This window comes from Hydrogenophaga flava NBRC 102514 (genome assembly GCF_001571145.1).
Taxonomy (GTDB): domain Bacteria; phylum Pseudomonadota; class Gammaproteobacteria; order Burkholderiales; family Burkholderiaceae_C; genus Hydrogenophaga; species Hydrogenophaga flava.
The window spans coordinates 41,441-67,274 of record NZ_BCTF01000010.1 but is presented as its reverse complement, the minus strand read 5'-3'; the positions used below and the strand labels follow the sequence as shown (position 1 = coordinate 67,274).

The following is a 25,834-nucleotide window of genomic DNA, read 5'->3' as shown; positions in this document are numbered from 1 at the left end:
TCTGTCATGCGCCACAGCGGAGCGTGGGGGCTCTACTGACTGAACAGCGGCTTCACGTTCCAGATGTCGTCGGCGTACTCGCGGATCGTGCGGTCCGACGAGAACATGCCCATGCCAGCGACGTTCAGGATCGCCTGGCGTGCCCAATCGCCTGGTCGGCGATACAGCTCGTCGACCTTCTGCTGGGTCGCGATGTAGTCGGCGTAGTCGGCCAGCAGCAGGTAGTAGTCCGATTCCAGCAGGGTGCGCGTGATGTCGTGGAAGCGGTTGGGCTGCTCGGGACTGAAGGCGCCTTCGGCGATGCGGTCGATCGTGGTCTTGAGGTCGTAGTTGTGGTCGTAGTAGCGGCGCGGGTTGTAGCCGCTGGCGCGCAGGGCGGCGACCTGCTCGGTGCGGTGGCCGAAGATGAAGATGTTGTCGAGCCCGACGTTCTCGGCGATCTCGATGTTGGCGCCGTCCCAGGTGCCGATGGTCAGCGCGCCGTTGAGCGCGAACTTCATGTTGCCGGTGCCCGAGGCCTCGGTGCCGGCAGTGGAGATCTGCTCCGACAGGTCGGCGGCGGGGATGATCACCTCGGCCAGCGAGACGCGGTAGTTCGGCAGGAACACCACCTTGAGCTTGTCGCCGATGCGCTTGTCGTTGTTCACCACGCGCGCCACGTCGTTGATGAGCTTGATGACCAGCTTGGCCATGTAGTAGGCCGAGGCCGCCTTGCCGCCGAAGATCACCGTGCGCGGCACCCAGTTGTGGTTGGGGTGGGCCAGGATCTGCTGGTAGCGCGTGACCACGTGCAGCAGGTTGAGCAGCTGGCGCTTGTACTCGTGCATGCGCTTGATCTGCACGTCGAACAGGCTGTCGGTGCTGACGACGATGCCGGTCTCCTGCGCGATGCGCTCGGCCAGCCGCTTCTTGTTCTGCGTCTTGGCCAGACGGAAGGCGCTCTGGAATTCCGCGTCGTCGGCCAGCGGCCGCAGCTGTTCCAGCTCGTCCAGGTTGCGGCGCCAGGTGGTGCCGATGCGCGCGTCGATCAGCGCCGACAGCGGCCGGTTGGCCTGCGAGAGCCAGCGCCGCGGCGTGATGCCGTTGGTCTTGTTGTTGAAGCGCTCGGGCCACAGGCGCGCGAAGTCGGCAAAGATGGTCTTGACCATCAGGTCGCTGTGCAGCGCCGAGACACCGTTGATCTTGTGGCTGGCCAGCACCGAGAGGTAGGCCATGCGCACGCGGCGCTGGCCGTGTTCGTCGATCAGCGAGACGCGGCGCAGCAGGTCGTTCTCGTTCGGGAAGCGGTCGTGCACTTCGGCCAGGAAACGCGCGTTGAGGTCGTAGATGATGCGCAGATGGCGCGGCAGCAGCCGGCCCATCAGGTCCACTGGCCAGGTCTCCAGCGCCTCGCTCATCAGTGTGTGGTTGGTGTAGCTGAAGATGCGCTGGCACAGGGCCCAGGCGGCGTCCCATTCCACCTGGTACTCGTCCACCAGCAGGCGCATCAGCTCGGGCACGGCCAGCGCGGGGTGGGTGTCGTTGAGGTGGATCGCGACCTTGTCGGCCAGCTGCTCGAAGCTGCCGTGGCTCTTGAGGTAGCGGCGCAGGATGTCCTGCAGCGAGGCGCTGACGAAGAAGTACTCCTGGCGCAGGCGCAGCTCCTTGCCGTGCTCGGTGGAGTCGTCGGGGTAGAGCACGCGCGAGACGTTCTCCGACTCGTTCTTGGCCTCGACGGCGCGCATGTAGTCGCCCTTGTTGAAGGCGTCGAGGTTGATGCCGCTGGTGGCGCGCGCGGTCCACAGGCGCAGTGTGGACACGCTGGTGAGTTCGTGGCCCGGCACCCCGGTGTCGTAGGCGGTGGCGATCACGTCGTCGGTGTCGACCCAGCGCACATGGTCGCCCTCCTGCACCAGGCGGCCGCCGAACTGCACCTCGTAGCTGAACTCGGGGCGCATGAACTCCCAGGGATTGCCGTTGACCAGCCAGTAGTCCGGCTCCTCGACCTGGCGGCCGTCGACGATCTTCTGCGCGAACATGCCGAAGTCGTAGCGGATGCCATAGCCCATGCCGGGCAGGCCCACCGTGGCCATGGAGTCGAGGAAGCAGGCCGCCAGGCGCCCGAGGCCGCCGTTGCCCAGGCCGGCGTCGGTCTCCAGGTCGATCAGTGCGTCGAAGTCGGCGCCCAGCTGGGTGCAGGCTTCCCTGGCGTCGTCGTAGATGCCGACCGACAGCAGGGCGTTGGTGAGCGCACGGCCGGTCAGGAACTCCAGGGAGAGGTAGTAGACGCGCTTGGCGTCGCTGTCCTGCGAGACCGCCAGCGTCTCGCGCCAGCGGTGCATCATGCGGTCGCGCACCGCGTGGAACAGGGCGAACAGCCAGTCGCGCCGGGTGGCCGAGCGCAGGTCCTTGCCGACGGCGTAGACCAGCCGGTTGGCGATCGACTTGCGCAGCGCCGCGACGCTGTTCTCCAGCAGGTCGTACTCGAGGGGAGCGGTGGCGGTGCCCACGGTGGGCGTCAGGGGGGTGTTGGGCATGGGAGTGCTTGAAAAGCAGAACGTGGAAAGGCTCAAGCAGATGCCGTGCCAGTGGTGTCGGCACGGGCCTGGGTGTAGACCTTGAGGGTGTCGGTGGCGGCGCGCGCCCAGTCGAAGCGCAGCGACATGGCGTGGCGCTGGACGGCGCGCCAGTCGGCCTCGCGGCGGCGCAGGGCGAAGGCGCGTCGCATCGCCGCGAGCAGGTCGTCTTCGGTCAGCTCATGGAACACGAAGCCGCTGGCGCTGCCGTCGTCGATGTTCTCCAGCCGGCTGTCGGTGACGGTGTCGACCAGGCCGCCGACGGCGCGCACCAGGGGCAGCGTGCCGTAGCGCAGGCCGTAGAGCTGGGTCAGGCCGCAGGGTTCGAAGCGCGAAGGCACCAGGATCACGTCGCTGCCGGCGATGACGGTGTGGGCCAGGCCCTCGTCGTAGCCGATGTGCAGGCCGACCGCGCCCGGGTGGCGCTGCGCCGCGTGCTGCAGCGCCTGCTCGATCAGCGGGTCGCCCGCACCGAGCACGGCCAGCTGGCCGCCGCGGCGCACCAGCTCGTCGACCACGCCGGGCAGCAGGTGCAGGCCCTTCTGTTCGGTCAGCCGGCTGACGACGCAGAACAGCAGTGTGTCGGGGTGGGCCTTCAGGCCCAGGCGCTGCTGCAGGCGGGCCTTGGCGGCGGCCTTGCCGCGCAGGTCGTCGGCGCTGTAGCCGGGTTGCACGAGGGCGTCGTTCGCCGGGTCCCAGACCGCGTCGTCGACGCCGTTGAGGATGCCGTGCAGGCGGTCGCGCCGCTCGCGCAGCACGCCGTCCAGGCCGCAGCCCTGTTCGGCGCCGGTGATCTCGCGCGCGTAGGTCGGGCTGACGGTGGTGATGGCGTCGGCGAACTGCAGGCCGGCCTTCATGAACGAGACCTGGCCGTGGAATTCCAGGCCGTGCAGGTGGAACAGCGCGTCGGGCAGGCCCAGGCGCTCGCGCACCTGCGGGCCGAACACGCCCTGGTAGGCCAGGTTATGCACGGTGAACACGCTGGCCGGGCGGCGGTGGCCGGCGGCCACCAGGCGGTTCAGATAGGCGAAGGCCAGGCCGGTGTGCCAGTCGTGGCCGTGCACCACATCAGGGACCCAGGCGCTGTCCAGACCGGTGCCCAGCAGGGCGGCGGCCCAGCCCAGCCAGGCGAACTGTTCGGCCGCGTCGGACCAGGGCTTGCCGCTGGTGTCCTGGTAGGGGTTGCCAGGCCGGTCGTACAGGCCGGGCGCGTGCAGCAGCCACACCGGCAGGCCCGAGGCCTCGATGCGCCCGCGCTGCAGCCAGGGGGTGGGGCCGTTCACCGTGCCGGGCCGCGGGCCGAGGCCCGGCGGCAGTCCCACGGTGTCGCCGCTGGGCACCAGCAGACTCGGCCCTTCGGGCGTCACGCCCGCCACGATGGACGGGAAGGCCGGCAGCAGCAGGCGCACGTCCGCACCCTGCGCTGCCAGCGCCGGCGGCAGGCCCGCGCTCACGTCGGCCAGACCGCCGGTCTTGAGCAGCGGGAACACCTCGGAGCAGGTGTAGAGGACGCGCAGACTCACTTCAGGGCCTCAAGCATCGCGCGCGTCACCAGCACCACGCCGCCTTCCGAGCGGTAGAAGCGTTTGGCGTCTTCGTCCGCGTCGTATCCGATCTGCATGCCTTCCGGGATCACGCAGCCGTTGTCGATCACCACCTTGCGCAGCTTGCAGCCGCGGCCGACATCGACCTCGGGCAGCAGCACCGCTTCCTCGACCTCGGCATAGGAGTGGATGTGCACCTTGGAGAACAGCACCGAGCGGTTCACCGAGCCGCCCGAGATGATGCAGCCGCCCGAGACCAGCGAGTCCACCGCCATGCCGCGGCGGCCGTCGTCGTTGAACACGAACTTGGCCGGCGGCAGCTGCTCCTGGTAGGTCCAGATCGGCCAGTCGCGGTCGTACATGTCCAGCTCGGGGATGGTGTTGGTCAGGTCCAGGTTGGCGGCCCAGTAGGCCTCCACCGTCCCGACGTCGCGCCAGTAGGCCGGCGCCTCGGGCGAGCTCTTGACGCAGGACATGCCGAAGGGGTGGGCCACGGCCTGGCCCTCGGCCACCATGGCGGGGATCACGTCCTTGCCGAAGTCGCGGCTGGAGCCGGGGGTTGCGGCGTCCTTCTCCAGCGCGGCGAACAGCGCCTGGGCGTCGAACACGTAGATGCCCATGCTGGCCAGCGACACCTCGGGCTTGCCGGGCATGGCGGGCGGGTTCGCCGGCTTCTCGACGAACTCGACGATCTGGCGCATGGGGTCGATGGCCATCACGCCGAAGGCGCTGGCCTCGGCGATCGGCACCTCGATGCAGGCCACGGTGCACTTCTTGCCCTGCGCCACGTGGTCGGCGATGAGTTCGGCGTAGTCCATCTTGTAGATGTGGTCGCCGGCCAGGATCAGGATGTACTCGGGGTTGTGGGCGCGCAGGATGTCCAGGTTCTGGTAGACCGCGTCGGCCGTCCCCAGGTACCAGCTGTCCTCGTCGATGCGCTGCTGGGCGGGCAGCAGGTCGATGAACTCGTTGAACTCGTTGCGCAGAAAGCTCCAGCCGCGCTGCAGGTGGCGCAGCAGCGAGTGGCTCTTGTACTGCGTCAGCACGCCGATGCGGCGCACGCCGGAATTCAGGCAGTTGGACAGCGCGAAATCGATGATGCGGAACTTGCCACCGAAGTAGACCGCCGGCTTGGTGCGCCGGTCGGTCAGCGCCTTCAGCCGCGAACCGCGGCCGCCGGCGAGCACCAGACCGATGGTGCGCCGGGCCAGTTGCTGGGGAGAAGTTTTGTCCATGGGTTGTCTCCGGTGGTTGTTGTGGTGAAGGGGGTGTTCAGGGCGCTTGCCATCGCCCATGGGCACGGGTCATCGCGGCCAGGCGTTCGGCCGGCTCGTGGTTGACCTGGCTCCATTCGAAGCGCCATTCCCAGCAGCCCGTGGCCATGCCGGGGGTGTTCATGCGGTGGCGGGTGTCCAGGCCGAGCACGTCCTGGAACGGCACCACCACGGTGTTGACCACCGACTGCGAGGCCGCTCGCACCAGGGTCCAGTGCGGCTCGGTGGCGATGCAGGGGCCCAGGTAGTCCAGTGCCGCGTGGCGTTCACCCGCGGGTGCACTGTTCCACCAGCCCACCGTGGTCTCGTTGTCGTGGGTGCCGGTGTAGGCCACGGCGTGGCGTTCCAGGTTGTGTGGCAGGTAGGGGTTTTTCGGTCCGCTGCCGAAGGCGAACTGCAGGATGCACATGCCCGGGAGGCCGCAGGCCTCGCGCAGGGCGGTGACCTCGGGCGTGATCAGGCCGAGGTCCTCCGCGATGATGGGCAGCGGACCGAGCTCTTCGGTGATGGCCTCGAAGAAATGCAGGCCGGGCCCGGTCTGCCACTGGCCGGCCACCGCCGTCGGTTCGCTGGCGGGAATCTCCCAGTGCGCCTCGAAGCCGCGGAAGTGGTCCAGCCGCACGATGTCGACCTGCCGGAACTGGTGCGCCAGCCGGTCCTTCCACCAGCGGTAGCCGTGGTGCGCCATGGCGTCCCAGTTGTAGAGCGGGTTGCCCCAGCGCTGGCCAGTGGGGCTGAAGTAGTCGGGCGGCACGCCGGCCACCACGTGCGGCTCCATGCGCTCGTCCAGCAGGAACTGCTCGGCGTGGGCCCAGACGTCGGCGCTGTGGTGGGCCACGAAGATCGGGGCGTCGCCGACCATCTGCACGCCCTGCGAGCGGGCGTAGTCGCGCAGGCCCTGCCACTGGACCCAGAAGCGCCACTGCACGAAGCGCCAGAAGCCCAGGGCGTGGGCCGACTGCGTGCGCACCTCGTCCAGCGCGGCGGCCTCGCGCCTGGCCAGCGGGGCGGGCCAGCGTGACCAGGGGCCACCGTAGCGCTCGTCGAGCACCATGAACAGAGCGTAGTCGTCGAGCCAGTGCGCGTGCTCGGCGCAGAAGTCGGCCAGCGCGGCGCGGCACTCGTCGCTGGCGCGCTCGGCGAAGCCGTTCCAGGCCTTGCGCAGGCAGGCCATGCGCCAGGGTGCGACGCGCTCGAAGTCGCAGCGGTGGTGGTCGAAGCCCTGGCGCGGCGTCCAGGGCAGCCAGCCCTGGCGCACCAGGTCGTCGAGGTCGACCATCAGCGGGTTGCCAGCAAAGGCCGACACGCTCTGGTAGGGCGAGTTGCCGGGGCCGGCGGGAGAGAGCGGCAGCACCTGCCAGAGCGACTGGCCGGCGGCGGCGAGCCAGTCGACGAAGTGGCGCGCAGCGGGGCCAAGGTCGCCGCAGCCGTGGGGACCGGGCAGGCTGGTGATGTGCAGCAGCACGCCGCTGGTGCGGCGCGCGAGCAGGGGGTGGACGCTGGTGTTCATGAAACGGTGTCGGTTGGGTTCGACGGGCCATGCAAGGCCCGGACCAGCACGCACACCGTCGGCTCGCTGAGCACCAGCCGGCCCTTGACCGAAGGCGCGGCCGGTGCACCGGGGCTGTCCGCCACCAGCGCCTGCGCGCTGTCCAGCCGCAGGGCCCAGAGCCCCGGTGGCAGCTGCAGTTCGGCGGCCTCGCCCGCGTGCCACACCACCAGCAGGGACTCCTGCGGCGGCTGCGCGCCTTCGCCGACCGTGACGACGGCGGCCAGCGTGCGGTGGTCGTGGCTGCGCCAGGCGGCGGCGCTCAGCGGCGCGCCGTCGGTGTCGAACCAGGCGATGTCGGGTGCGGCGCCGTCCGCGGGCGGCCGGCCGTCGAACCAGCGCGCCTGCCGCAGGCCCGGGTGGGTGCGGCGCAGGGCGGTCAGCCCGGCCACGAAGGCGGCGAGCGCCGGGTCGGCGTGTGGCCAGTCCAGCCAGGTCAGGGCGTTGTCCTGGCAGTAGGCGTTGTTGTTGCCGCGCTGGCTGTGGCCGATCTCGTCCCCGGCCAGCAACTGCGGCGTGCCCTGGGCGCAGAACAGCGTGGCCAGCAGCGCGCGGCGCCAGAGCCCGCGCCGCCGCAGCACGGCCGGCTGGTCGGTGGGGCCTTCGGTGCCGCCGTTGGCCGAGAGGTTGTGGCCATGGCCGTCGCGGTTGTCTTCGCCGTTGGCCCGGTTGTGCTTGCGCGCGTAGGCGGTCAGGTCGGCGAGATTGAAGCCGTCGTGGGCGGTCAGCAGGTTGACGCTGGCCAGCGGCGTGCGGGCGCTGTGGCGGAACTTGTCGCTGCTGCCGCAGACGCGGGTGGCGAGCTCGCCGCGCGAGGCCGGGTGGCCGAGCCAGAAGGCGCGCACGCCGTCTCGGAAGGCGTCGTTCCATTCCAGCCAGCCGGGCGCGAAGTCGCCGGTGTGGTGGCCGTCGGGGCCGATGTCCCAGGGTTCGGCGATCAGGCGCACGCCGCGCAGCAGCGGGTCCTGCCGCATGGCGGCCAGCAGCGCGTGGTGGCGCTGGAAGCGGTGGCCCTGCGAGGCGTCGCGGCCGAGCGAGACCGCGAGGTCGAAGCGGAAGCCGTCGACGCCGTAGGCCACGACCCACCAGCGCAGGCTGTCCATCACCCATTGCAGCACGCGCGGTTCGCTCACGTTCAGGCTGTTGCCGGTGCCGCTGAAGTTGTGCGGCACACCGCGCTCGCCCATGGCGTACCAGTGGTTCTGGCCCAGGCCGCGCCACGAGAGGGTGGGGCCGTCGAGGTCGCTTTCGGCCGTGTGGTTGAACACCACGTCCAGCACCACCTCGATGCCGTCGCGGTGCAGCGCGTCGACCATGGCGCGGAACTCGTCGCGCACCGCTTGCGCTTCGGCGGCGTCCACCGGGTCGCGTCCCGCCGTGCAGGCCGCATAGCCGGCGTGCGGCGTGAAGGCGTTGAGCGTGTTGTAGCCCCAGTGGTTGGTGAGGCCGCGCGCCAGCAGGTGGCGTTCGCTGACGAAGGCGTGCACCGGCAGCAGGCAGACCGTGGTCACGCCCAGTCGGCGCAGGTGGTCCCGCATCGTCGGGTGGGCGAGGCCGGCGTAGGTGCCGCGCTGCGCGGGCGGGATCTCGGGGTGCAGCCGGGTCAGCGCCTTCACATGGGCTTCGTAGAGCACGACGCGGTCGGCGGCGGTGCCAGGGCCAGGGGTGATCGCGGCACCCGCCGCCAGCTCGGCCGCGGTGTCGACCACCAGGCAACGGGGCATGGCCGCCGCGTTGTCGGCCAGCTCGGGTCGGTGCTGCGCCCAGGCCTGCACCGGCTGGAGCGGGTTGGCCACCGCGTGGCCGGTCTGCAGCGCCAGCCGGGCGGTGTCGCCCACAAACCCGGGCGCCCAGGGGTCCATCAGCAGCCGGGCCGGGTTGAAGCGGTGTCCTGCCTCGGGGTTCCAGGGGCCGTGGGCGCGCAGGCCGTAGGCCTGGCCGGCGCCGAGGCCGGGCACAAACCGCGACCAGAGGCCATCGCCCGCCGCGTCCAGCGGCAGCACGCCGGTGGGCGAGCGGTCCGGTCCGAACAGCTGCACCTCCACCGCCGTGGCCTCGGGCGCCCAGACGGCAAAGCGCACGCCGTCCTGGCCGTGTTCGCAGGCCAGGTGTGCGCCGAGCGCCGGGGCGGCCGGATGTGTCATGTCTTCTCGGGTTGCAGAAAAAGGACGCCCAGTGGCGGCAGGGTCAGCGGCGCCGACCAGCCCTGGCCGTGCAGTGGCTGGGGTTGTGCCTGCACCCGCCCGTGGTTGCCGACGTTGCCACCGCCGTAGTGGCTCGAATCCGTGTTCAGGCGCTCGGTCCAGGCACCGTCGTGCGGCAGGCCGACGCGGTAGTCGTGCCGCACCACGGGTGTGAAGTTGGCCACCGCGACCAGGGTGTCCTCCAGCGCGCGCCCGAAGCGCACGAAGGCCAGCACCGACTGGTCGGCGTCGTCCACCACCAGCCAGCGGAAGTTGTCGGGGTCGGTGTCGCGCGCGTGCAGCGCCGGCTGCTGGCGGTAGAGCATGTTGATGTCGTGCACCAGGTTCTGCACGCCGGCGTGGGCCGGCTGCTCCAGCAGGTGCCAGGGCAGCTCGGCGTCGTGGTTCCACTCGGTGGGCTGGGCCAGCTCGGCGCCCATGAACAGCAGCTTCTTGCCCGGGTGCGCGTACATCCAGGCGTAGAGCGCGCGCAGGTTGGCCAGCTTCTGCCAGTGGTCGCCGCTCATCTTGCCCAGCAGCGAACCCTTGCCGTGCACCACCTCGTCGTGCGAGAGCGGCAGCACGTAGTCTTCGCTGTAGGCGTACATCATCGCGAAGCTCATCTTGTGGTGGTGCCAGCGGCGGTGCACCGGGTCCTGCGACATGTAGGCCAGGGTGTCGTGCATCCACCCCATGTTCCACTTGTGATCGAACCCCAGGCCGCCATGCTGCACCGCGCCGGTGACCTGCGGGAAGGCGGTCGACTCCTCGGCCACGGTCATGGCCTGTGGCGCCTCGCGCTGCAGCACCTCGTGCACCTCGCGCAGGAAGGCGATGGCCTCGTAGTTCTCGCGCCCGCCGTCCTTGTTGGGCACCCACTCGCCCGCTGGCCGGCTGTAGTCGCGGTAGAGCATGGAGGCCACGGCGTCCACGCGCAGGCCGTCGATGCCGAACTGCTCTATCCAGTACAGCGCGTTGCCGACCAGGAAATTCTTCACCTCGTGGCGGCCAAAGTTGTAGATCAGCGTGTTCCAGTCGCGGTGGAAGCCTTCCTTCGGGTCGGCGTGTTCGTACAGCGCGGTGCCGTCGAAGCGCGCCAGCGCGTGTTCGTCGGTCGGGAAGTGGGCCGGCACCCAGTCCAGGATGATCTTCAGGCCGGCGGCGTGGGCCGCGTCGACGAAACGGCGGAAGCCCTCGGGCGTGCCGTAGCGCGCGGTGGGCGCGTACAGGCCGGTCGGCTGGTAGCCCCAGGAGGCGTAGAACGGGTGTTCGCTGACGGGCAGCAGTTCCAGGTGGGTGAAGCCCAGGCCGGCGGCGTAGGGCACCAGGTGCTGCGCCAGGTCGTCCCAGGTGGGCATCACGTCCCAGCCACCGGGCCGCTTCCAGGAGCCCGCGTGCACCTCGTAGATCGCCATCGGCTCGGCCGGCCGCTGGTGCGGCCCGGACGGCGGTGGCGCGCTGCGCAGCGGTTCGCAGACCCGGGCCGCGTTGCCGGGCGGCAGCTCGGTCTCGCGAGCATAGGGGTCGGTTTTCATGACGGTGCGGCCGTCGGCGCCCTCGACCTGGAACTTGTACCAGGCGCCAACGCCCGCGCCAGGTACGAACAGCTCCCACACACCGCACTCCGGCCGATGGCGCATGCCCTGCGGCTGCCAGCCGTTGAAGTCGCCGCTGAGCCCGACCCAGCGCGCAGCCGGCGCCCACACCGCGAAAGCCACACCGCTCTGGCCCCCCAGGGTGGTGGGGTGGGCGCCGAGCTTCTGCCAGGGCCGCAGATGTTTGCCCTCGGCCAGCAGCCAGGCGTCGGTGGGACCGATCCAGAACGTGTCGTCGGAGGGGGTGGGGTGGTTCATGGTGGTCTCGCTCTCGGGCCATTCTGGCACCGAACGGATACCAGGTGGTTACAAAATTACATAATTCAGGGCTCAAGGTTTCATCGATTTGCCGGGCGACAATCGGTCCATGCTGTCCCCCGCTTCTTCCTGGCTGACCCCCCGGCGCCTGCTGATGGCCTCGGTCGTGGTGGCCCTGATCACGATCACCCTCAAGACCCTGGCCTGGTACGTCACCGACTCGGTCGGCCTGCTGTCCGACGCCATGGAGTCGCTGGTGAACCTGGCCAGCGCCATCTTCGGCCTGGTCATGGTCACCATCGCCGCCCGCCCGCCCGACGACGACCACCCCTACGGCCACCACAAGGCCGAGTACTTCTCATCCGGATTCGAGGGCATCCTGATCATTGTGGCCGCGCTGGGCATCGTGTGGACCGCGGTGCAGCGCCTGTTCGACCCGCAGCCGCTGGAGCAGGTGGGCTGGGGCCTGGCGCTGTCGGTGGCCAGTTCGGCACTCAACGGTCTGCTGGCCTGGGTGATGTTCCGGGCCGCCCGCCAGCACCGCTCGATCGCGCTGGAGGCCGACGCGCGGCACCTGACCACCGACGTCTGGACCTCGGCCGGCGTGGTGGCGGGCGTCGCGCTGGTGCATTTCAGCGGCTGGCTCTGGCTGGACCCGGTGGTGGCGATCGGTGTGGCGCTGAACATCCTCAAGGAAGGCGTGCACCTGATCTGGCGTTCCACCCAGGGGCTGATGGACGAGGCGGTGGAGCCCGAGGTGATGGCGACCATCGAGCAGACCCTGGCCGGTTTTGCCCATTCGCGCGGCGAGACCTCGATCATCCGCTTCGACCACGTCAGCACCCGCAAGGCGGGTCAGCGGCGCTTCGTGGACCTGCACATGCACATGCCCGCGGCCTGGACCCTGGGCCGTGCCGCGGCCGTGCGCACCAGCGTGGAACAGGCGCTGATGAGCGCGGTGCCGGGGCTGCGCGCCAGCATCCAGCTGCTGCCCTCGGACGTGGAGGCGCATTTCTACGACGAGGCCGACCTGAAGTGATCGCGCTGCTGCAACGTGTGAGCGAGGCCCGCGTGGACATCGCGGGCGAGGCGGTCGGGCAGATCGGCGCCGGCCTGCTGGTGCTGGTGTGCGCCGAACCGGAGGACACCGAGGCCGTGGGCCAGAAGCTGCTGTCCAAGATCCTGAAGCTGCGCATCTTTGCGGACGAGGCGGGAAAGATGAACCGCAGCGTGCAGGACGTGGGCGGCGGCTTGCTGATAGTCAGCCAGTTCACCCTGGCCGCCGACACCCGGGGCGGCAACCGCCCGGGTTTCACCGGCGCGGCGCCACCCGCCCTGGGCGAGGCGCTGTACGACCGCTTCGTCGCGCTGGCGCGAGAACAGCATCCTCTGGTGGCCACCGGGCGCTTTGGCGCCGACATGCAGGTGCACCTGGTCAACGACGGCCCGGTCACCATCCCGATGCGCATGAACTGAGCGCGTCCTTCCTGTTTCTTGGCTGTTGACCGAATGAGCCTGTCGCTCCTGACCTTCCGTTCTTTGTCGTCGTTGCCGGCCGGGAGTGTGCTCGGAGGTTTCCGGGTCGGCGCGGGTGCGCCGCCAGAGCCCGTCGGCTGGCCGCTGCAGAACCTGTCGACCCCGGTGCTGCACGGTGGTGATCCGTTGCTGGAGGGCTGGGTGGTGCCCGAGGGCGCCCCGATGCAGGCCGGTGAGCACGAGGGTGTGGCCTGGCGCCGCAGCGGCGACCTGCTGTTCGGGGTGGTGGATGTGCAGGAGGCTGGTGTGACCCCCGAACCGGGCCGAAGCGCCCTGCAGCAGGCGGCCTTCGAGGTCTACGCGCGCATCTTCCGCCTGCTTGATGCCCAGGGCCTGCCGCACCTGTGGCGGCTGTGGAACTACATGGCCGACATCAACGGCGAGGCCGACGGGCTGGAGCGCTACCGCCAGTTCAACATGGGCCGCGGCGACGCTTTCGAGGCCGGGGCGCGCAGCGTGGTGGGGCGGGTGCCGGCGGCCTGCGCGCTGGGGGTGGCGTCCGGTCCGCTGACGGTTGCCTTCCTCGCCGGGCCGACGCCCATCGTGCCGGTCGAGAACCCGCGCCAGGTGAGCGCCTTTCTCTACCCCGACCGCTACGGACCGCGCAGCCCCACCTTCTCGCGCGCCGCGCTGGTGCACCCGCCGGGTCAGGAGATCCTGTTCGTCTCGGGCACCGCGAGCATCGTCGGTCACCAGACCGTGCACGCGGGCGACGTGCGGGCGCAGACAGCCGAGAGCCTGGACAACATCGCGGCGGTGCTGGACGAGGCTTCGGCGAAATCCCGCAGCGGCCCGTTCGCACTGGGCGATCTGGGCTACCGGGCCTATGTGCGCCACGCAGCCGACCTGGCCACGGTGCGCGAGGTGGTCGCGCAGCGCCTGGGCGACGCGCCGGTCACGTATCTGCTGGCCGACGTGTGCCGCAGCGATCTGCTGGTCGAGATCGAAGGGCAGTGTGTCCGCTGATCAGTACGGGTTCTTGATGCCCAGGCCGGCGAGGATCTGAATCTCGCGCGCTTCCATCGCCTCGGCGTCGGCTTCGCCGGTCTCGTGGTCCCAGCCCTGGGCGTGCAGGGTGCCATGCACCAGCAGGTGCGCGTAGTGCGCAGCCAGGGTCTTCTTCTGTTCCTTCGCTTCGCGGGCCACCACCGGCGCGCACAGCACCAGGTCGGCCATCACCACCGGTTCGGTGGCGTAGTCGAAGGTCAGCACGTTGGTGGCGTAGTCCTTGCCGCGGTAGCCGCGGTTGAGCGACTGGCCCTCGTCGGCGTCGACGATGCGCACGGTGATCTCGGCGTCGGCCTCCAGTGCGTGGCGGATGCAGCGGATCACGGTGTGGCGCGGCAGCGCGGCGCGGTGGCGGGCGGCGTCTTTCAGGTCACCGAACTGCAGGGAAAGCGAAAGCGAAGGCAGGGCCATGGTCGGATCGTCGGGCGGGTGGGTCAGGCGGATTTGCGGCGGCTGCCGCGCGGGGCCTCGGCCAGGCCTGGGCTGCGCGCCTCGTAGGCGTCGACGATGCGGGCGACCAGCGGGTGCCGCACCACGTCGGCGCTGGTCAGGCGGTTGAAGGCGATGCCGGTCACGCGCTTGAGCACGCGCTCGGCGTCGATCAGGCCCGAGAGCTGGGTCACCGGCAGGTCGATCTGGCTCACGTCGCCCGTGACCACGGCCTTGCTGCCGAAACCGATGCGGGTGAGGAACATCTTCATCTGTTCCACGGTCGTGTTCTGTGCCTCGTCGAGGATGACGAAGGCGTGGTTGAGCGTGCGCCCGCGCATGAAGGCCAGCGGTGCGATCTCGATCTGCTGGCGCTCGAAGGCCTTCATCACCTTGTCGTAACCCATCAGGTCGTACAGCGCGTCGTACAGCGGGCGCAGGTAGGGGTCCACCTTCTGGCCCAGGTCGCCGGGCAGGAAGCCCAGCTTCTCTCCAGCCTCCACCGCCGGGCGGGTCAGCACGATCTTCTGCACCGCACTGCGCTCCAGCGCATCGACCGCACAGGCGACGGCCAGGTAGGTCTTGCCGGTGCCGGCCGGGCCGATGCCGAAGGTGATGTCGTGCGTGGCCATGTTGTCCAGGTAGCGCGCCTGGTTGGGCGTGCGCCCGCGCACCTCGCCGCGGCGCGTCTGCATCGCGGTGGCCTCGTCGCCGCCGGGCGGCAGCGCGGTGTCGCCGGCCAGCATGAGTTGCACCTTCTCGTCGGGGATGGGCTTTTTCGCCATCTCGTACAGGGCCTGCAGCACTTCCAGCGCCTGGTTGGCCTTGGCCTTGGGGCCTTCGATGCGGAACTGCTCGAAGCGGTGCGCAACCTTGACCTGCAGCGCCGCTTCGATGCTGCGGATGTGGCTGTCCATCGGGCCGCACAGGTGGGCCATGCGGTGGTTGTCGGGCGGCGAGAAGGTGTGGCGGAGGAGCAAAACGGATAATCCCGGGCAGTCCAAAGAAAGGTCTTGAATGATAGGCAAGTTGACCGGCACGTTGCTGGAAAAGAACCCGCCCCAGATCCTGATCGACTGCCACGGCGTCGGTTACGAGGTCGACGTGCCCATGAGCACCTTCTACAACCTGCCGGCGGCGGGCGAGAAGGTGTCGCTGCTGACGCACTTCGTGGTGCGCGAGGACGCGCAGATCCTCTACGGCTTCGGGAGCGCGGCCGAGCGCGAGGCCTTCCGCCAGCTCGTCAAGATCAGCGGCATCGGCCCGCGCACCGCGCTCTCCGTGCTCTCGGGCCTGTCCGTGGCCGAGCTGGCGCAGGCGGTGACGGCGCAGGAGGCCGGCCGCATCGTCAAGGTGCCCGGTATCGGCAAGAAAACCGCCGAGCGTCTGTTGCTCGAACTCAAGGGCAAGCTGGGCGCCGACCTGCCGCTGCCTGGCGTGGCCGCCGCCGTGGGCGACGCGGCCAGCGACATCCAGCAGGCGCTGATGGCCCTGGGCTACAACGAGAAGGACGCTGCGGCGGCCCTGAAGGCGCTGCCGGCGGGCGTGGGGGTGAGCGAGGGCATCAAGCTGGCGCTGAAGTCGCTGGCGAAGTAGGCGGGCACAGGCCGATACGGCCAGGGGAGGGGAAATGAAAAAAGGCATGTGGTGGCTGCACCTGTGGGGGCTGGCGCTCTCGGGCTGCGCGTTCACGCCCAGCGGCAAGATGGAAAAGGCGCTGGAATCCGGCCAGGCGGTGGTCATCAGCCCCGGATTCACCGAAGGCGGGGCGCTGTGGGTGCGGCAGGGAAACCCGGACCAGAGCTTCACGCTGTCGGTCATGGCGGAGGCCAAGACCCGCATCGGAGGCGCCTACCAGATGGTGGTGGTCGAGCCGGGCACCTACCACCTGGTCGCCGCGTCTGGCTATGCGGGGCCCGGGCGGGCGGTCCCCGGGGCCCTGGCGGCGCCGGGCGCGATCGGTTCGGTGGGGCAGCTCTTCATGCTCAACCGGATGTACAGCGAGCCCTACATCGAGCGGGTCTGGAAGGACCGGGTGGTCGAGCGGGGGATGATTCCCGGGGCCACCTACTGCGCGTCTGCCGGGCGCTATGGCGACTGCCTGGTGTGGGGCCAGAACCCGCCCACCTACTACGAACGCATCGCCCAGGAGGCGGGCTGGTACGAGGAGAAGCGCTACCGCCCGGCCGTCAACGTGGTCGACCGTGTGCTGGCCTTCGGCCGGCGGGGCCCGCTGGCCACGCTGGAGGTCCGGGCCGGGGATGCCTTGCTGATCAACACGGTCCGTGTGCCGGTGCTCGATATCGGTTACGACGCGCAGCGCTGCGCCCCAGGGGAAGAAAAGGCGGAAGTCGCGTGTCCGCTGGACCGGGTGATGGTCGAGTCGGGACAGATCAACATGGATTTTTTCCGTGAGCAGGCGAGCACCGGTCGCGCGCCCCTGGACCCGGCGCTGCTGGCGCGCGTGAAGGCCCAGCCGGTCGAGCCGGTGGGGCGGCGCGCCGGCCGCAACGCCGACGGACTGGCCCTCTACGAGTTCAGCGGCGCCCCGGCCGTGGCACCGCGGCTCACATCCCCTCCCGCACGACGCGCCCGTTGAGCGCCTGCACCGGGCGGGCGTTGTTCGGGAAGATCTGCGAGAACAGCTTGAGCTGCTCCCGGCTCACCGTCACCGGGCTCTTGAGCACGTTCCACAGCACGCCTTCGGTGCAGGGCGGCGTGGTGAGTGAGCCCATGAACTGGTAGTAGCGCTGGTCGGCGGGCAGCAGCTCGCGCAGGTCGATCAGACCCGCGGGCAGGCGCACCCGGTCGCCGCTGTCCAGAGGCAGGTGGGTCCATACCTTGTTGATCAGCCCGTTGGCGGCGCCCGGGTCGATCAGCACCGCCACCACCGCCAGCTGCCCTTCGTGGTTCTTGTGCACCAGGTGCGCGACCATGGCAAAGCTGCGGTGGTTGACCCGCTCTTCCGACGGGTGGTGGAAGTGGAACTGCAGCAGCTCGTAGGTGGAGCCGCGCACGCTCAGGGTGTTGCCCGGCTCCAGGTCGACCTGGATGGTGTGGCCGTTGTTCACCACGCTGCCGCCGCTGGGGCGGTAGTCGAACTGCAGCGGCTCGGCCGGACCCTGCAGCGTGACGGACTCCTGGATGTGCACCGGCGACTGGCGCTTGCCGATGGCACAGGTGTTGAACTCGGGCTTGACGCGGGCCCAGTGCTCGGGACCGTAGCTGCCCTCGTAGGACCAGTGCGGGTCGTGTCCCTTGGCCGTAGGGCCGCCATGGGCCTCGGGCGCGGCGTGGCCGTTGCGGATGGCCTTGGCCACCCGCTCGGCGCTCGGTTGAGCGGGCGGCGCCACCTCGGCGCCGCGGTGCTTGTCCAGCACCGCCTTGATTTTGGCGGCGACCGCTTGTGGGTCGGAGCGGGCGTCGGAGGCCGTTGCGTCGGCCGTGGCGGCCGCGGCGTTCCGGGGCTGGGCGCCGGGTTTGGCCGTGCCCACCGGCAGGGTGATGGCGGCCGGTGGTGGCGGGGCATGGCTGGGGGCGTCGGAGGCCCGTGCCGTGCCCGGCGCCATCAGGAACCAGGCCGCCGCCATGAGCAGCGCCGAAGCGAGGGCGGTCCGGATCAGCGTCGAGGTCGCTGGACGGTGGGCGGTGGCGGTGCGGTGCATGGTGGGCGTGGTCGGACAACAGGGGGTGTTTCGGGTATCGGCAACCTGCGTCTTCGACTTGAGCCACGCCCCGGAAACGGGCCTGTATAGTCGGCTCCGTGAGCATCCAGACCGACGATTTCGCCCCCGCACCGCGGGTCGTTTCCGCCACCACTTTTTCGCCCAAGGAAGAAGCGATCGAGCGCGCCCTGCGCCCCAAGCTGCTGGACGAGTACGTGGGCCAGCAGAAGGTGCGCGAGCAGCTGGAGATCTTCATCGGTGCCGCGAAAAAGCGCGCCGAGGCGCTGGACCACGTGCTGCTGTTCGGCCCGCCCGGCCTGGGCAAGACCACGCTGAGCCACATCATTGCGCAGGAGCTCGGCGTGAACCTGCGCCAGACCAGCGGACCGGTGCTGGAAAAGCCCAAGGACCTGGCGGCGCTGCTGACCAACCTTGAACCGAACGACGTGCTGTTCATCGACGAGATCCACCGGCTCAGCCCGGTCGTCGAAGAAATCCTCTACCCCGCGCTGGAGGACTACCAGATCGACATCATGATCGGCGAGGGACCGGCGGCGCGCAGCATCAAGCTGGACCTGCAGCCCTTCACGCTGGTGGGCGCCACCACCCGCGCCGGCATGCTGACCAACCCGCTGCGCGACCGTTTCGGCATCGTGGCGCGGCTGGAGTTCTACACCGCCGAGGAGCTCTCGCGCATCGTCACGCGCAGCGCCGGCCTGCTGAACGCGCCCATCGACGCGGCCGGCTCGTTTGAAATTGCGCGCCGCTCGCGCGGCACGCCCCGCATCGCCAACCGCCTGTTGCGCCGCGTGCGCGACTATGCCGACGTGAAGGGCGACGGCCGCATCACGGCCGACATCGCCGGCCGCGCGCTGACCATGCTCGACGTCGACCCGCAGGGCTTCGACCTGATGGACCGCAAGCTGCTCGAAGCTGTGATCCACCGCTTCGACGGCGGGCCGGTGGGGCTGGACAACATCGCCGCCAGTATTGGCGAAGAGCGCGACACCATCGAGGACGTGATCGAGCCCTACCTGATCCAGCAGGGTTACCTGCAGCGCACGCCGCGCGGGCGCACCGCCACGCTGGCCGCCTACCGCCACCTGGGCGTGGCGCCGCCGGCCTCGGGTGATCAGCTGTTCCAGGACGCCGGCTGACGTGGACACCGGGCAGCACGACCCCTCCGGACTGCCCGCCAGCGCGGCGTCGCTGTACCGCGCGGCGCTGGGCCCGGCCGGTGCCCATGCCTACCTGCCCGTCATCGCGCGCTTCGAGGAACGCGGGCACTCGGCCCTGGTCTGGAACACGCGTGCGGCCCTGGGCCAGCTGGCCTGGCTGGCCTATTGGCGGCTGTGGGGCGCCGCATTCGCGCAGGCCGGTTTGGCGCTTGCCGTCGCCGCGGCGCTGGGCTGGCTGTGGATGCGCGCCGAGGGCGTGCCCACGGGCATCCGGATCGGGCTGACGGCCACGGCCCTGGTGCTGTGGTGCGCGCTGCCCGGGCTCTGGGGCATGGCCTGGCTGCACCGGGGCTTGCGCGAGCGCGTGGCCGCCGCCGTCGAGCAGGCCGACAGTTTCCAGGAGGCGGTGGAGCGGCTGGAGCGGTCCGAGTACGGCTGGCGCGTGGCGGGTCTGGTGGCCGCGGCAGCCGCCCTGGTGGTGGTGGCCTTGCTGGCCGGGGTGGTCGGGCAGCAGTGGCGTCCGGCGGTGGCGCAAGCAGCGCAGGTCCAAGCGCCTGCGCCGCCGCAGCAAGCGCCGCAGGTCGTGTCACCGCCCGTGGCGTCGCCCACCGAGGCGCCGCCGGCTCCGCCCGACGTGCCGCCGGTTCAGGCCCCTGTCGAATCCGTGGCGGCCGTGCCCGCATCGGCTGCGGCCGAACCCGCCCCGGCGGCGCCCGAGCCGGTGCTCAGGCCCCGGCCGCGCGGCTTCGGCGTCAACGTGGGCATGTTCGCCCGGGAGGCCAATGCCCAGCGGGCCAGGACCCTGCTGGTCGAAGCCGGTCTGCCCGTGCTGGAAGACCCGATCGAGTCGGCGCGGGGGCCGCTCACCCGCGTGCGGGTGGGGCCCTTTGAGCGGCGTGAAGAGGCCGAGCGGGCGGCGGCGAAGGTGCGGGCCCTGGGGCTGGAAGCCCGCGTCTACGCCCCCTGACGCGGCGCCGCAGACAACAGCCCAGCCACCATCAGGCCCTGCGCCGCGTAGTAGGTGGCGAGCACCAACAGGTCGCGCGCCGGCAGCGGCACAAGAAAACGGTCGGTTGCCAGCAGGGTGTCGCTGAGCATGAAGCACAGGGCGCCCGCGGCCACGCGCCAGGCCGCCGGATCGGCGTGCACGCGGGCCCGCCCCAGCGCCTGCGACACCATCAGCGCGATGGCCAGCACATAGGCCGCCACCGGCGCTCGCAGGCCCGGCGGCAGACCGCCGCTCCATGGCCCTCCGTTCCAGAGCAGGGCGTACATCCCCAGGCCCACGGCGCCGACCGCCGCCAGCGCCCGCCGGTCGGCGAACCAGGGCGCGTCGGACCGCAGGCGGATGATGTAGGCCAGGTTCGCCAGCAGGAACGACGCCAGGCCGGCAATGAAGAAACCCTCGAACATCAGGAAGGCGTCGCCCGCCAGGGAGCCGGCCAGCGCCGCCAGCAGCCAGCCCTTGCCCCGCCCGTCCGCGCGCAGCGCCAGGCCGATGGCGATCAGCATGGTCAGCGGCTTGAACACCCGGTGCAGCATGGTCCAGCCCTCGGCGGCGGTGAGCGTGGCCACCGCCGCGCTGAGCAGCATCAGCGCCAGACCCGGGCCGATGCGACCCTGCAACAGTGCGCCCTGGGTCCAGAGACCGGCCAGCAGGGCGGCGGCCCAGACCAGGTTGCCGGGCAGGGCGCGCGCGTCGGCGGTCCAGAGGAAGAAGGCCACGCCACCGAGCAGCAGCACGAACACCAGCGCCGCCAGCACCTGCGCGCCACGGCTGGCCGGTGGGGCGAAGCGCTGCACGGCGCCGAGGTCGAAGGCCGGGGCTGGCCAGCGGGCCGCCACATCGGGCGCGCGCCAACCCGGGGGCCTGAGCCAGGTGCGCAGCCGGTCGCCCCAGCGGCCGGCGCGCGCGCTGTCGCGGGCCAGCCCCGCATAGACCTCGGCGTTGGCCCAGACCGGGTCCCAGCTCTGCAGCGGCTTGCGTGTGCCGTAGACGCAGGGCTCCTGCGGGTCCTCGGGTTCGAAGCTGCCGAACAGGTGGTCCCAGAGCATCAGGATGCCGCCGTAGTTCTTGTCCACATAGCGGTCGTTCACCGCGTGGTGCACGCGGTGGTTCGAGGGCGAGGCGAACCAGCGGTCGAAGCGGCCGAGCGAGCCGACCTGCTCGGTGTGGATCCAGAACTGGTAGAGCAGGTCCACCAGACCGACCACGGCGAACACCAGCGGCGGCACGCCGGCCAGAGCCATCGGCAGGTAGAACACCCAGCCCAGCAGCGCGTAGCTGGCAGGCTGGCGCAGCGCGGTCGAGAGGTTGTAGTGCTGGCTCTGGTGGTGCACCACGTGCGCGGCCCACAGCACACCCACCTCGTGGCCGAGGCGGTGGTTCCAGTAGTAGAGGAAGTCGTAGAACACCAGGGCCAGCAGCCAGCCCGCGGGCGAGGTCCAGAAGGTGTCGCCCTGCCACAGCGCGGCGTGGTCCTGCACCCAGACGTAGATGCCCAGGCGCAGCGCGAGCGTGAACACGTCGGCGATGCGGCTGAGCATGCCCAGGCCGATGCTGCCCAGCGTGTCGGCCAGCGCGTAGGTGTTGCGCCCGCGCCGCCGGCCGACCCAGAACTCGATGGCGATGAGCACCAGGAACACCGGCGTGGCGAGCACGATGACCTGGTTCGGGCTCATGGCGGGCGTCGGCGGCTCAGGTGGTGCTCTCGTCCAGCGCCCCGTCCTGCAGGTGGCCGGTGTCGGCCCAGCCCACCAGGCCCAGGCCCTCGGGCGTCCAGAGCAGGCGGTTGACGGCGGTGTTGCTCAGGTCCCAGGTGCGCGGCGCCTGCAGCTCCAGCCGCGTGGCCGCGCGGTAGAGCACGTCCAGCACGCCACCGTGCGCTACCAGCATCAGCTGCTCGCCGGGGTGGCGCGCCGCGATCTCGTCGACGGCGGCGACCACCCGCTCGCGCAGCTGCAGCAGCGACTCGCCGCCCGGTGGCGCGAAGTCGGGCACGCGCTTGCGCCAGGCCTGCGAATCTTCCGGGTGGTGGGCCTCGATCTCGGCCCAGGTCAGTCCCTCGAAGCGGCCGAAGGCGCGTTCGCGCAGGCCCTTGTGGGTCTGCACCGGCTTGCCGTGGGCGCGGGCTGTGGTGCTGGCGGTGTCGAAGGCGCGCGAGAGGTCGCTGGCGTAGAACGCGGCGATGGGTTCGTCGCGCAGGGCCTGGGCCAGGCGCTCGGCCTGCCAGCGGCCCTTGTCGGACAGGGCGATGTCGGTGTGGCCCTGGATGCGGGTGTCGCGGTTCCAGGCGGTTTCGCCATGGCGCACGGCGATGATGCGGGTGACGTGCAAGGAGATGTCCTCGGGGAGAAAACGGCCACTGTAGCGCCGGACGCACGGTCTGGCCACCAGATGGCCGGCGGGTGCCGGAGGTTCGGGTTGCAAGACACAATGTGGCGATGCCGGATCACCACGACGCCCGCGTGGCGGACTTCTCGTCGCTGTTCCAGTTCCTGCCGATCGGTGCCTACCGCAGTTCCAGGGACGGCGTGATGCTGCGTGCCAACCCGGCGCTGGTGCAGATCAACGGCTACAGCGACGAGCAGGTCATGCTGGCCGACGTGAACCGGTCGGCCAGCGACTGGTACGTGCAACCCGGCCGCCGGGCCGAGTTCCAGGCGCAGCTGGTGCGCGACGGCTTCGTGCGCGGCTTCGTGTCCGAGGTGATTCGCCACTGCGACCGAGAGCACCGCTGGGTGAACGAAAACGCCCACGGGGTGTACGACCCGCAGGGGCGGCTGCTCTATTACGAAGGCACCGTCGAGGACATCAGCGAGCGCATGCAGTCCGAGCTGGCGCTCAGGGAAAGCGAGGCGCTCTGGAAGCTGGCGCTGGACAGCGCCGGGGATGGTGTGTGGGACTGGAACCTGGTGACCGGCGAAGAATACGTGTCGCCGCGCATCAAGGCCATGTACGGCTACACCGACGACGAGCTGGCGCCGCGCGCACAGGAGCTGGACGAGCGCACCCACCCGGACGACGTGGCCCAGATGCAGGCCGACCGGCAGGCGCACTTCGAGGGCCGCGCCGCGCTGTACCGCAACGAACACCGCATCCGCTGCAAGGACGGGTCGTGGAAATGGGTGCTCTCGCGCGGCATGGTGATCGCGCGCGACGCCGACGGCCGGCCCCTGCGCATGGTGGGCACGCACACCGACATCACCGAACTCAAGCAGGCCGAGGCGCAGCAGCGGGCGCTGGAGACGCAGCTGCGCGAGTCGCAGAAGATGGAGGCCATCGGCACCCTGGCCGGCGGCGTGGCGCACGACTTCAACAACCTGCTGGCGGCCATCCTCGGCAACCTGGCCCTGGCGCGCGAGGACGCGGGGCCGGACCACGCCGCCCAGGAGAGCCTGGCCGAGATCCACCGCGCGGCCATCCGCGCGCGCCAGCTGGTGCAGCAGATCCTGGCCTTCAGCCGGCGCCAGACGCAGGAGCTGCAGCGCCAGCCGCTCAAGCCGCTGGTGAACGAGGCGCTGCGGCTGATGCGCTCGCTGCTGCCCGCGGGCGTGCGCTTGAACGCCCGCCTGGCCGCAACGCCGCTGCCGGTGCTGGCCGATGCCACCCAGGTGCAGCAGGTGCTGATGAACCTCTGCACCAACGCCTGGCAGGCGCTGGACCAGCGGCCGGGCGACATCACCGTGGGGCTGGACGAGGTGGCGCTGGACGCGGCAGAGGCCCTGCGGCTGGGCCATCTGCCGCCCGGTGCCTATGCCTTGCTGAGCGTGGCCGACAACGGCCCGGGCATGGACGAGGCGACGCAGCAGCGCGTGTTCGAACCCTTCTTCACCACCAAGGCGCCGGGCAGCGGCACCGGGCTGGGGCTGTCGGTGGTGCACGGCATCGTCAAGGCGCACCAGGGTGCGATCACGCTGCACAGCACGCCGGGCGAAGGCACCCGGTTCGACGTCTTCCTGCCGCTGGCCTCGGGCGCCACAGACGCCGAGGCGCCTGCGCCGGCTGCGCCAACTCCGCCCGTTCCCGCGCCCCCGGGGCGGCACATCGTCTATGTGGACGACTACGAGGCGCTGGTGTTCCTGGCCGGCCGGCTGTTGCGCAAGCACGGTTACCGGGTCAGCACCTTCCTGTCGGGCGAGGAGGCCCTGGCCTGGTTCCGCAGCAGCCGCGAGCCGGTGGACCTGTGCGTGACCGACCACAACATGCCAGGCATGAGCGGCGTGGAGCTGGCGCAGGCGGCGCGTGCGCTGCGGCCCGGCTTGCGCATCGCCATCGTCTCGGGGCATGTGAACGAGGCGCTGCTCGGAGCCGCGGCTGCGGCGGGCGTGGCCGACGTGTTGGGCAAGCAGGACAGCATGGACGCGCTGGCCGATGCGGTGCGCGCGCTGATGGAGGCTCCGCCGCGCTGACGGTGCCGGCCGGGCTCAGCGCGGCAGGTCGACGTCGACCTGCCGGGGGCCGGACGGCGGCACCGGGAACCCGTTCAGCGCCGCTTGCAGCATGGCCTGCCAGAGCGCGGGCGTGCTGTTCCAGCGGCCTTCGTGGCTGGCCTGGGTTTCGTAGACCACACGGCCCGACGCCGCATCCCGGATCACCACGGCCACCTTTCGCTCGTACCAGGGCATGTCCATCGGCACGACGAACATCGGAGACCAGTAGAAATAGCCATTGCCAGCCACGACCTGTCCCCGGAAGCGCCAGCCGGCCCACGGGTCGTCCCAGGGGCTGCGGGCGTTGCGAAGGGTGGTGGCCGTGACCTGCACCCGCCAGGGGGCCGCGGCGGGTGCCTCGGCGACGGTCCAGCCGTGCGTTTCCAGCACGGTCCGGGTCCAGGCTTCCAGCCGGTTCTGGTCCTCGGCGGACCCACCCTCTTTCTGCGAGGGCAGGCGCTCGAAGCGGTAGGTTTGCGGCGCCTGGGGCACGGCCGCCGTGGCCTGCCCGGTGGGGATGTCGGCCGACCAGTGCGCGTAGCTCTGCACGGCGTTGTCCACGCGGTAGGTGCCGGCGCAGCCGGCCAGGGCGAGGGTGGTCAGCAGGACAAGGGCGAGGCGGGTCATGGTTCCTCCGGCGGGTTGGGCGCCTGGCTCGGCACCCAGGTCAGGTGGTGGCGGCAATCGGTATGACCGTCGCACGGGGCCGGACGTTCACTTCCTCGGCGTCCGCTTCGGCGGCGGCCGCGGGCGCCACCAGCGGCTCCTCGTCGAACGCCAGGTCGCCGTCTGCCACCGGCGCGCCGGTGGTCTTCAGGGTCTGGAAGGGGTAGAGCGAGCGGTCCATCAGGTGGCTGGGCACCACGTTCTGCAGGGCGTGCAGCATGTTCTCCAGCCGGCCGGGGAACTGCTTGTCCCAGTCGCGCAGCAGGTTGCCCACCTGCTTGCGCTGCAGGTTCTCCTGGCTGCCGCAGAGCGTGCAGGGAATGATGGGGAATTGCCGGTGTTCGGCCCAGCGGATCATGTCCTTCTCGGGCACGTAGGCCAGCGGGCGGATCACCATGAACTCGCCGTTGTCGCTGACCAGCTTGGCCGGCATGCCCTTGAGCTTGCCGCCGAAGAACATGTTCAGGAACAGGGTCTGCAGCATGTCGTCGCGGTGGTGGCCCAGCGCGATCTTGGTCGCGCCCAGCTCCTTCGCCACGCGGTAGAGGATGCCTCGGCGCAGCCGGCTGCACAGGCTGCACATGGTTTTGCCTGGTTCGATCTTTTCCTTGACGATCGAATAGGTATCTTGTGTCTCGATGTGAAACTTGATACCGAGTTTGGACAGGTATTCGGGCAGGATGTGGGCCGGAAAGCCCGGTTGCTTCTGGTCGAGGTTGACCGCGATCAGCTCGAAGTTCACCGGCGCGCGCTTCTGCAGCTTCATGAGGATGTCGAGCAGGCCGTAGCTGTCCTTGCCGCCCGAGAGGCAGACCATCACGCGGTCGCCTTCCCCGATCATGTTGTAGTCCACGATGGCGCGGCCGACTTCGCGGCACAGGCGCTTTTCGAGTTTCTGGTTTTCGAAGGCGAGTTTTTCTGGGGTCATGGGTCGGGCCTCGGTTCGGAGGGGGGACGTTGC

21 protein-coding genes are annotated in these 25,834 nt (G+C 70.3%); 8 read left to right on the top strand and 13 right to left on the bottom strand.

Annotation, left to right across the window (positions count from 1 at the left end; translation table 11 throughout):
* Positions 1-32: 32 nt before the first annotated feature.
* The 6 genes from HFL01S_RS10505 to glgB are packed head-to-tail and all read right to left on the bottom strand — an operon-like array spanning position 33 to position 10,958.
* Complete coding sequence (locus HFL01S_RS10505) at positions 33-2,516, bottom strand: glycogen/starch/alpha-glucan phosphorylase (RefSeq protein WP_066258127.1); 2,484 nt, start codon at positions 2,514-2,516, stop codon at positions 33-35.
* 32 nt (positions 2,517-2,548) lie between these two features.
* On the bottom strand, positions 2,549-4,078 hold the full coding sequence (glgA, locus tag HFL01S_RS10500; RefSeq protein WP_066258123.1) for a glycogen synthase GlgA: 1,530 nt from the start codon (positions 4,076-4,078) through the stop codon (positions 2,549-2,551).
* On the bottom strand, positions 4,075-5,334 hold the full coding sequence (glgC, locus tag HFL01S_RS10495; protein ID WP_066258121.1) for a glucose-1-phosphate adenylyltransferase: 1,260 nt from the start codon (positions 5,332-5,334) through the stop codon (positions 4,075-4,077). The genes glgA and glgC overlap by 4 nt, the downstream gene beginning before the upstream one ends.
* A 37-nt stretch (positions 5,335-5,371) precedes the next feature.
* A complete protein-coding gene (gene malQ, locus HFL01S_RS10490; protein ID WP_066258119.1) occupies positions 5,372-6,883 on the bottom strand; it encodes a 4-alpha-glucanotransferase in 1,512 nt (503 codons plus the stop codon).
* The gene (gene glgX / locus HFL01S_RS10485; RefSeq protein WP_066258115.1) at positions 6,880-9,066 is read right to left on the bottom strand and encodes a glycogen debranching protein GlgX; all 2,187 of its coding nucleotides are present in this window, start codon (positions 9,064-9,066) and stop codon (positions 6,880-6,882) included. Before glgX ends, malQ begins: the two co-directional genes overlap by 4 nt.
* Complete coding sequence (glgB, locus tag HFL01S_RS10480; protein ID WP_084383223.1) at positions 9,063-10,958, bottom strand: 1,4-alpha-glucan branching protein GlgB; 1,896 nt, start codon at positions 10,956-10,958, stop codon at positions 9,063-9,065. The genes glgX and glgB overlap by 4 nt, the downstream gene beginning before the upstream one ends.
* A 109-nt stretch (positions 10,959-11,067) precedes the next feature.
* On the opposite strand from glgB, the gene HFL01S_RS10475 reads away from it, so the two are divergent.
* Genes HFL01S_RS10475 through HFL01S_RS10465 form a run of 3 tightly spaced genes read left to right on the top strand, consistent with a single transcriptional unit; the run spans position 11,068 to position 13,460 of the window.
* Complete coding sequence (locus HFL01S_RS10475; RefSeq protein ID WP_174525238.1) at positions 11,068-11,997, top strand: cation diffusion facilitator family transporter; 930 nt, start codon at positions 11,068-11,070, stop codon at positions 11,995-11,997.
* The gene (gene dtd, locus HFL01S_RS10470) at positions 11,994-12,434 is read left to right on the top strand and encodes a D-aminoacyl-tRNA deacylase (protein ID WP_066258111.1); all 441 of its coding nucleotides are present in this window, start codon (positions 11,994-11,996) and stop codon (positions 12,432-12,434) included. Before HFL01S_RS10475 ends, dtd begins: the two co-directional genes overlap by 4 nt.
* A gap of 33 nt (positions 12,435-12,467) precedes the next feature.
* Complete coding sequence (locus HFL01S_RS10465; RefSeq protein ID WP_066258109.1) at positions 12,468-13,460, top strand: chorismate transformation FkbO/Hyg5 family protein; 993 nt, start codon at positions 12,468-12,470, stop codon at positions 13,458-13,460.
* Here the strand turns inward: HFL01S_RS10465 and ybeY are convergent, their stop codons facing one another.
* Together ybeY and HFL01S_RS10455 are read right to left on the bottom strand one after the other, a co-directional pair.
* Positions 13,461-13,913, bottom strand: a complete 453-nt coding sequence (gene ybeY / locus HFL01S_RS10460; RefSeq protein WP_066258107.1) for an rRNA maturation RNase YbeY — start codon at positions 13,911-13,913, stop codon at positions 13,461-13,463.
* Between the two features lie 23 nt (positions 13,914-13,936).
* Positions 13,937-14,911 (bottom strand): PhoH family protein, encoded by a 975-nt coding sequence (locus HFL01S_RS10455; RefSeq protein ID WP_066258105.1) that lies wholly within the window; start codon positions 14,909-14,911, stop codon positions 13,937-13,939.
* 37 nt (positions 14,912-14,948) lie between these two features.
* On the opposite strand from HFL01S_RS10455, the gene ruvA reads away from it, so the two are divergent.
* Positions 14,949-15,527, top strand: coding sequence for a Holliday junction branch migration protein RuvA (ruvA, locus tag HFL01S_RS10450; RefSeq protein WP_066258103.1), 579 nt, complete (start codon positions 14,949-14,951; stop codon positions 15,525-15,527).
* A gap of 34 nt (positions 15,528-15,561) precedes the next feature.
* Positions 15,562-16,530 (top strand): hypothetical protein, encoded by a 969-nt coding sequence (locus HFL01S_RS10445; protein WP_157538836.1) that lies wholly within the window; start codon positions 15,562-15,564, stop codon positions 16,528-16,530.
* Here the strand turns inward: HFL01S_RS10445 and HFL01S_RS10440 are convergent.
* Positions 16,499-17,596 (bottom strand): carbonic anhydrase, encoded by a 1,098-nt coding sequence (locus HFL01S_RS10440; RefSeq protein ID WP_066258098.1) that lies wholly within the window; start codon positions 17,594-17,596, stop codon positions 16,499-16,501. The genes HFL01S_RS10445 and HFL01S_RS10440 overlap by 32 nt on opposite strands.
* Positions 17,597-17,694: 98 nt before the next feature.
* On the opposite strand from HFL01S_RS10440, the gene ruvB reads away from it, so the two are divergent.
* Positions 17,695-18,753: a Holliday junction branch migration DNA helicase RuvB gene (gene ruvB, locus HFL01S_RS10435; protein WP_066258096.1), complete on the top strand. Its 1,059-nt coding sequence runs from the start codon at positions 17,695-17,697 to the stop codon at positions 18,751-18,753.
* Between the two features lies 1 nt (position 18,754).
* Positions 18,755-19,741, top strand: a complete 987-nt coding sequence (locus HFL01S_RS10430) for an SPOR domain-containing protein (protein ID WP_066258094.1) — start codon at positions 18,755-18,757, stop codon at positions 19,739-19,741.
* Here the strand turns inward: HFL01S_RS10430 and HFL01S_RS10425 are convergent.
* Both HFL01S_RS10425 and HFL01S_RS10420 read right to left on the bottom strand, forming a co-directional pair.
* A complete protein-coding gene (locus HFL01S_RS10425; protein ID WP_066258092.1) occupies positions 19,729-21,456 on the bottom strand; it encodes a lysoplasmalogenase family protein in 1,728 nt (575 codons plus the stop codon). The two genes, HFL01S_RS10430 and HFL01S_RS10425, sit on opposite strands and share 13 nt — an antisense overlap.
* A gap of 16 nt (positions 21,457-21,472) precedes the next feature.
* Positions 21,473-22,111 (bottom strand): histidine phosphatase family protein, encoded by a 639-nt coding sequence (locus HFL01S_RS10420; RefSeq protein WP_066258091.1) that lies wholly within the window; start codon positions 22,109-22,111, stop codon positions 21,473-21,475.
* Positions 22,112-22,218: 107 nt separating this feature from the next.
* Here HFL01S_RS10420 and HFL01S_RS10415 point away from each other — a divergent pair, with 107 nt between their 5' ends.
* Positions 22,219-24,186, top strand: coding sequence for a hybrid sensor histidine kinase/response regulator (locus HFL01S_RS10415; RefSeq protein ID WP_066258090.1), 1,968 nt, complete (start codon positions 22,219-22,221; stop codon positions 24,184-24,186).
* Positions 24,187-24,201: 15 nt separating this feature from the next.
* On the opposite strand, the gene HFL01S_RS10410 is transcribed toward HFL01S_RS10415, so the two are convergent.
* Both HFL01S_RS10410 and ttcA read right to left on the bottom strand, forming a co-directional pair.
* Positions 24,202-24,834: a DUF4136 domain-containing protein gene (locus HFL01S_RS10410; protein ID WP_066258089.1), complete on the bottom strand. Its 633-nt coding sequence runs from the start codon at positions 24,832-24,834 to the stop codon at positions 24,202-24,204.
* 40 nt (positions 24,835-24,874) lie between these two features.
* Entirely contained in the window at positions 24,875-25,801 is a 927-nt protein-coding gene (gene ttcA, locus HFL01S_RS10405) for a tRNA 2-thiocytidine(32) synthetase TtcA (RefSeq protein ID WP_066258087.1), read from the bottom strand.
* Positions 25,802-25,834 lie beyond the last annotated feature (33 nt).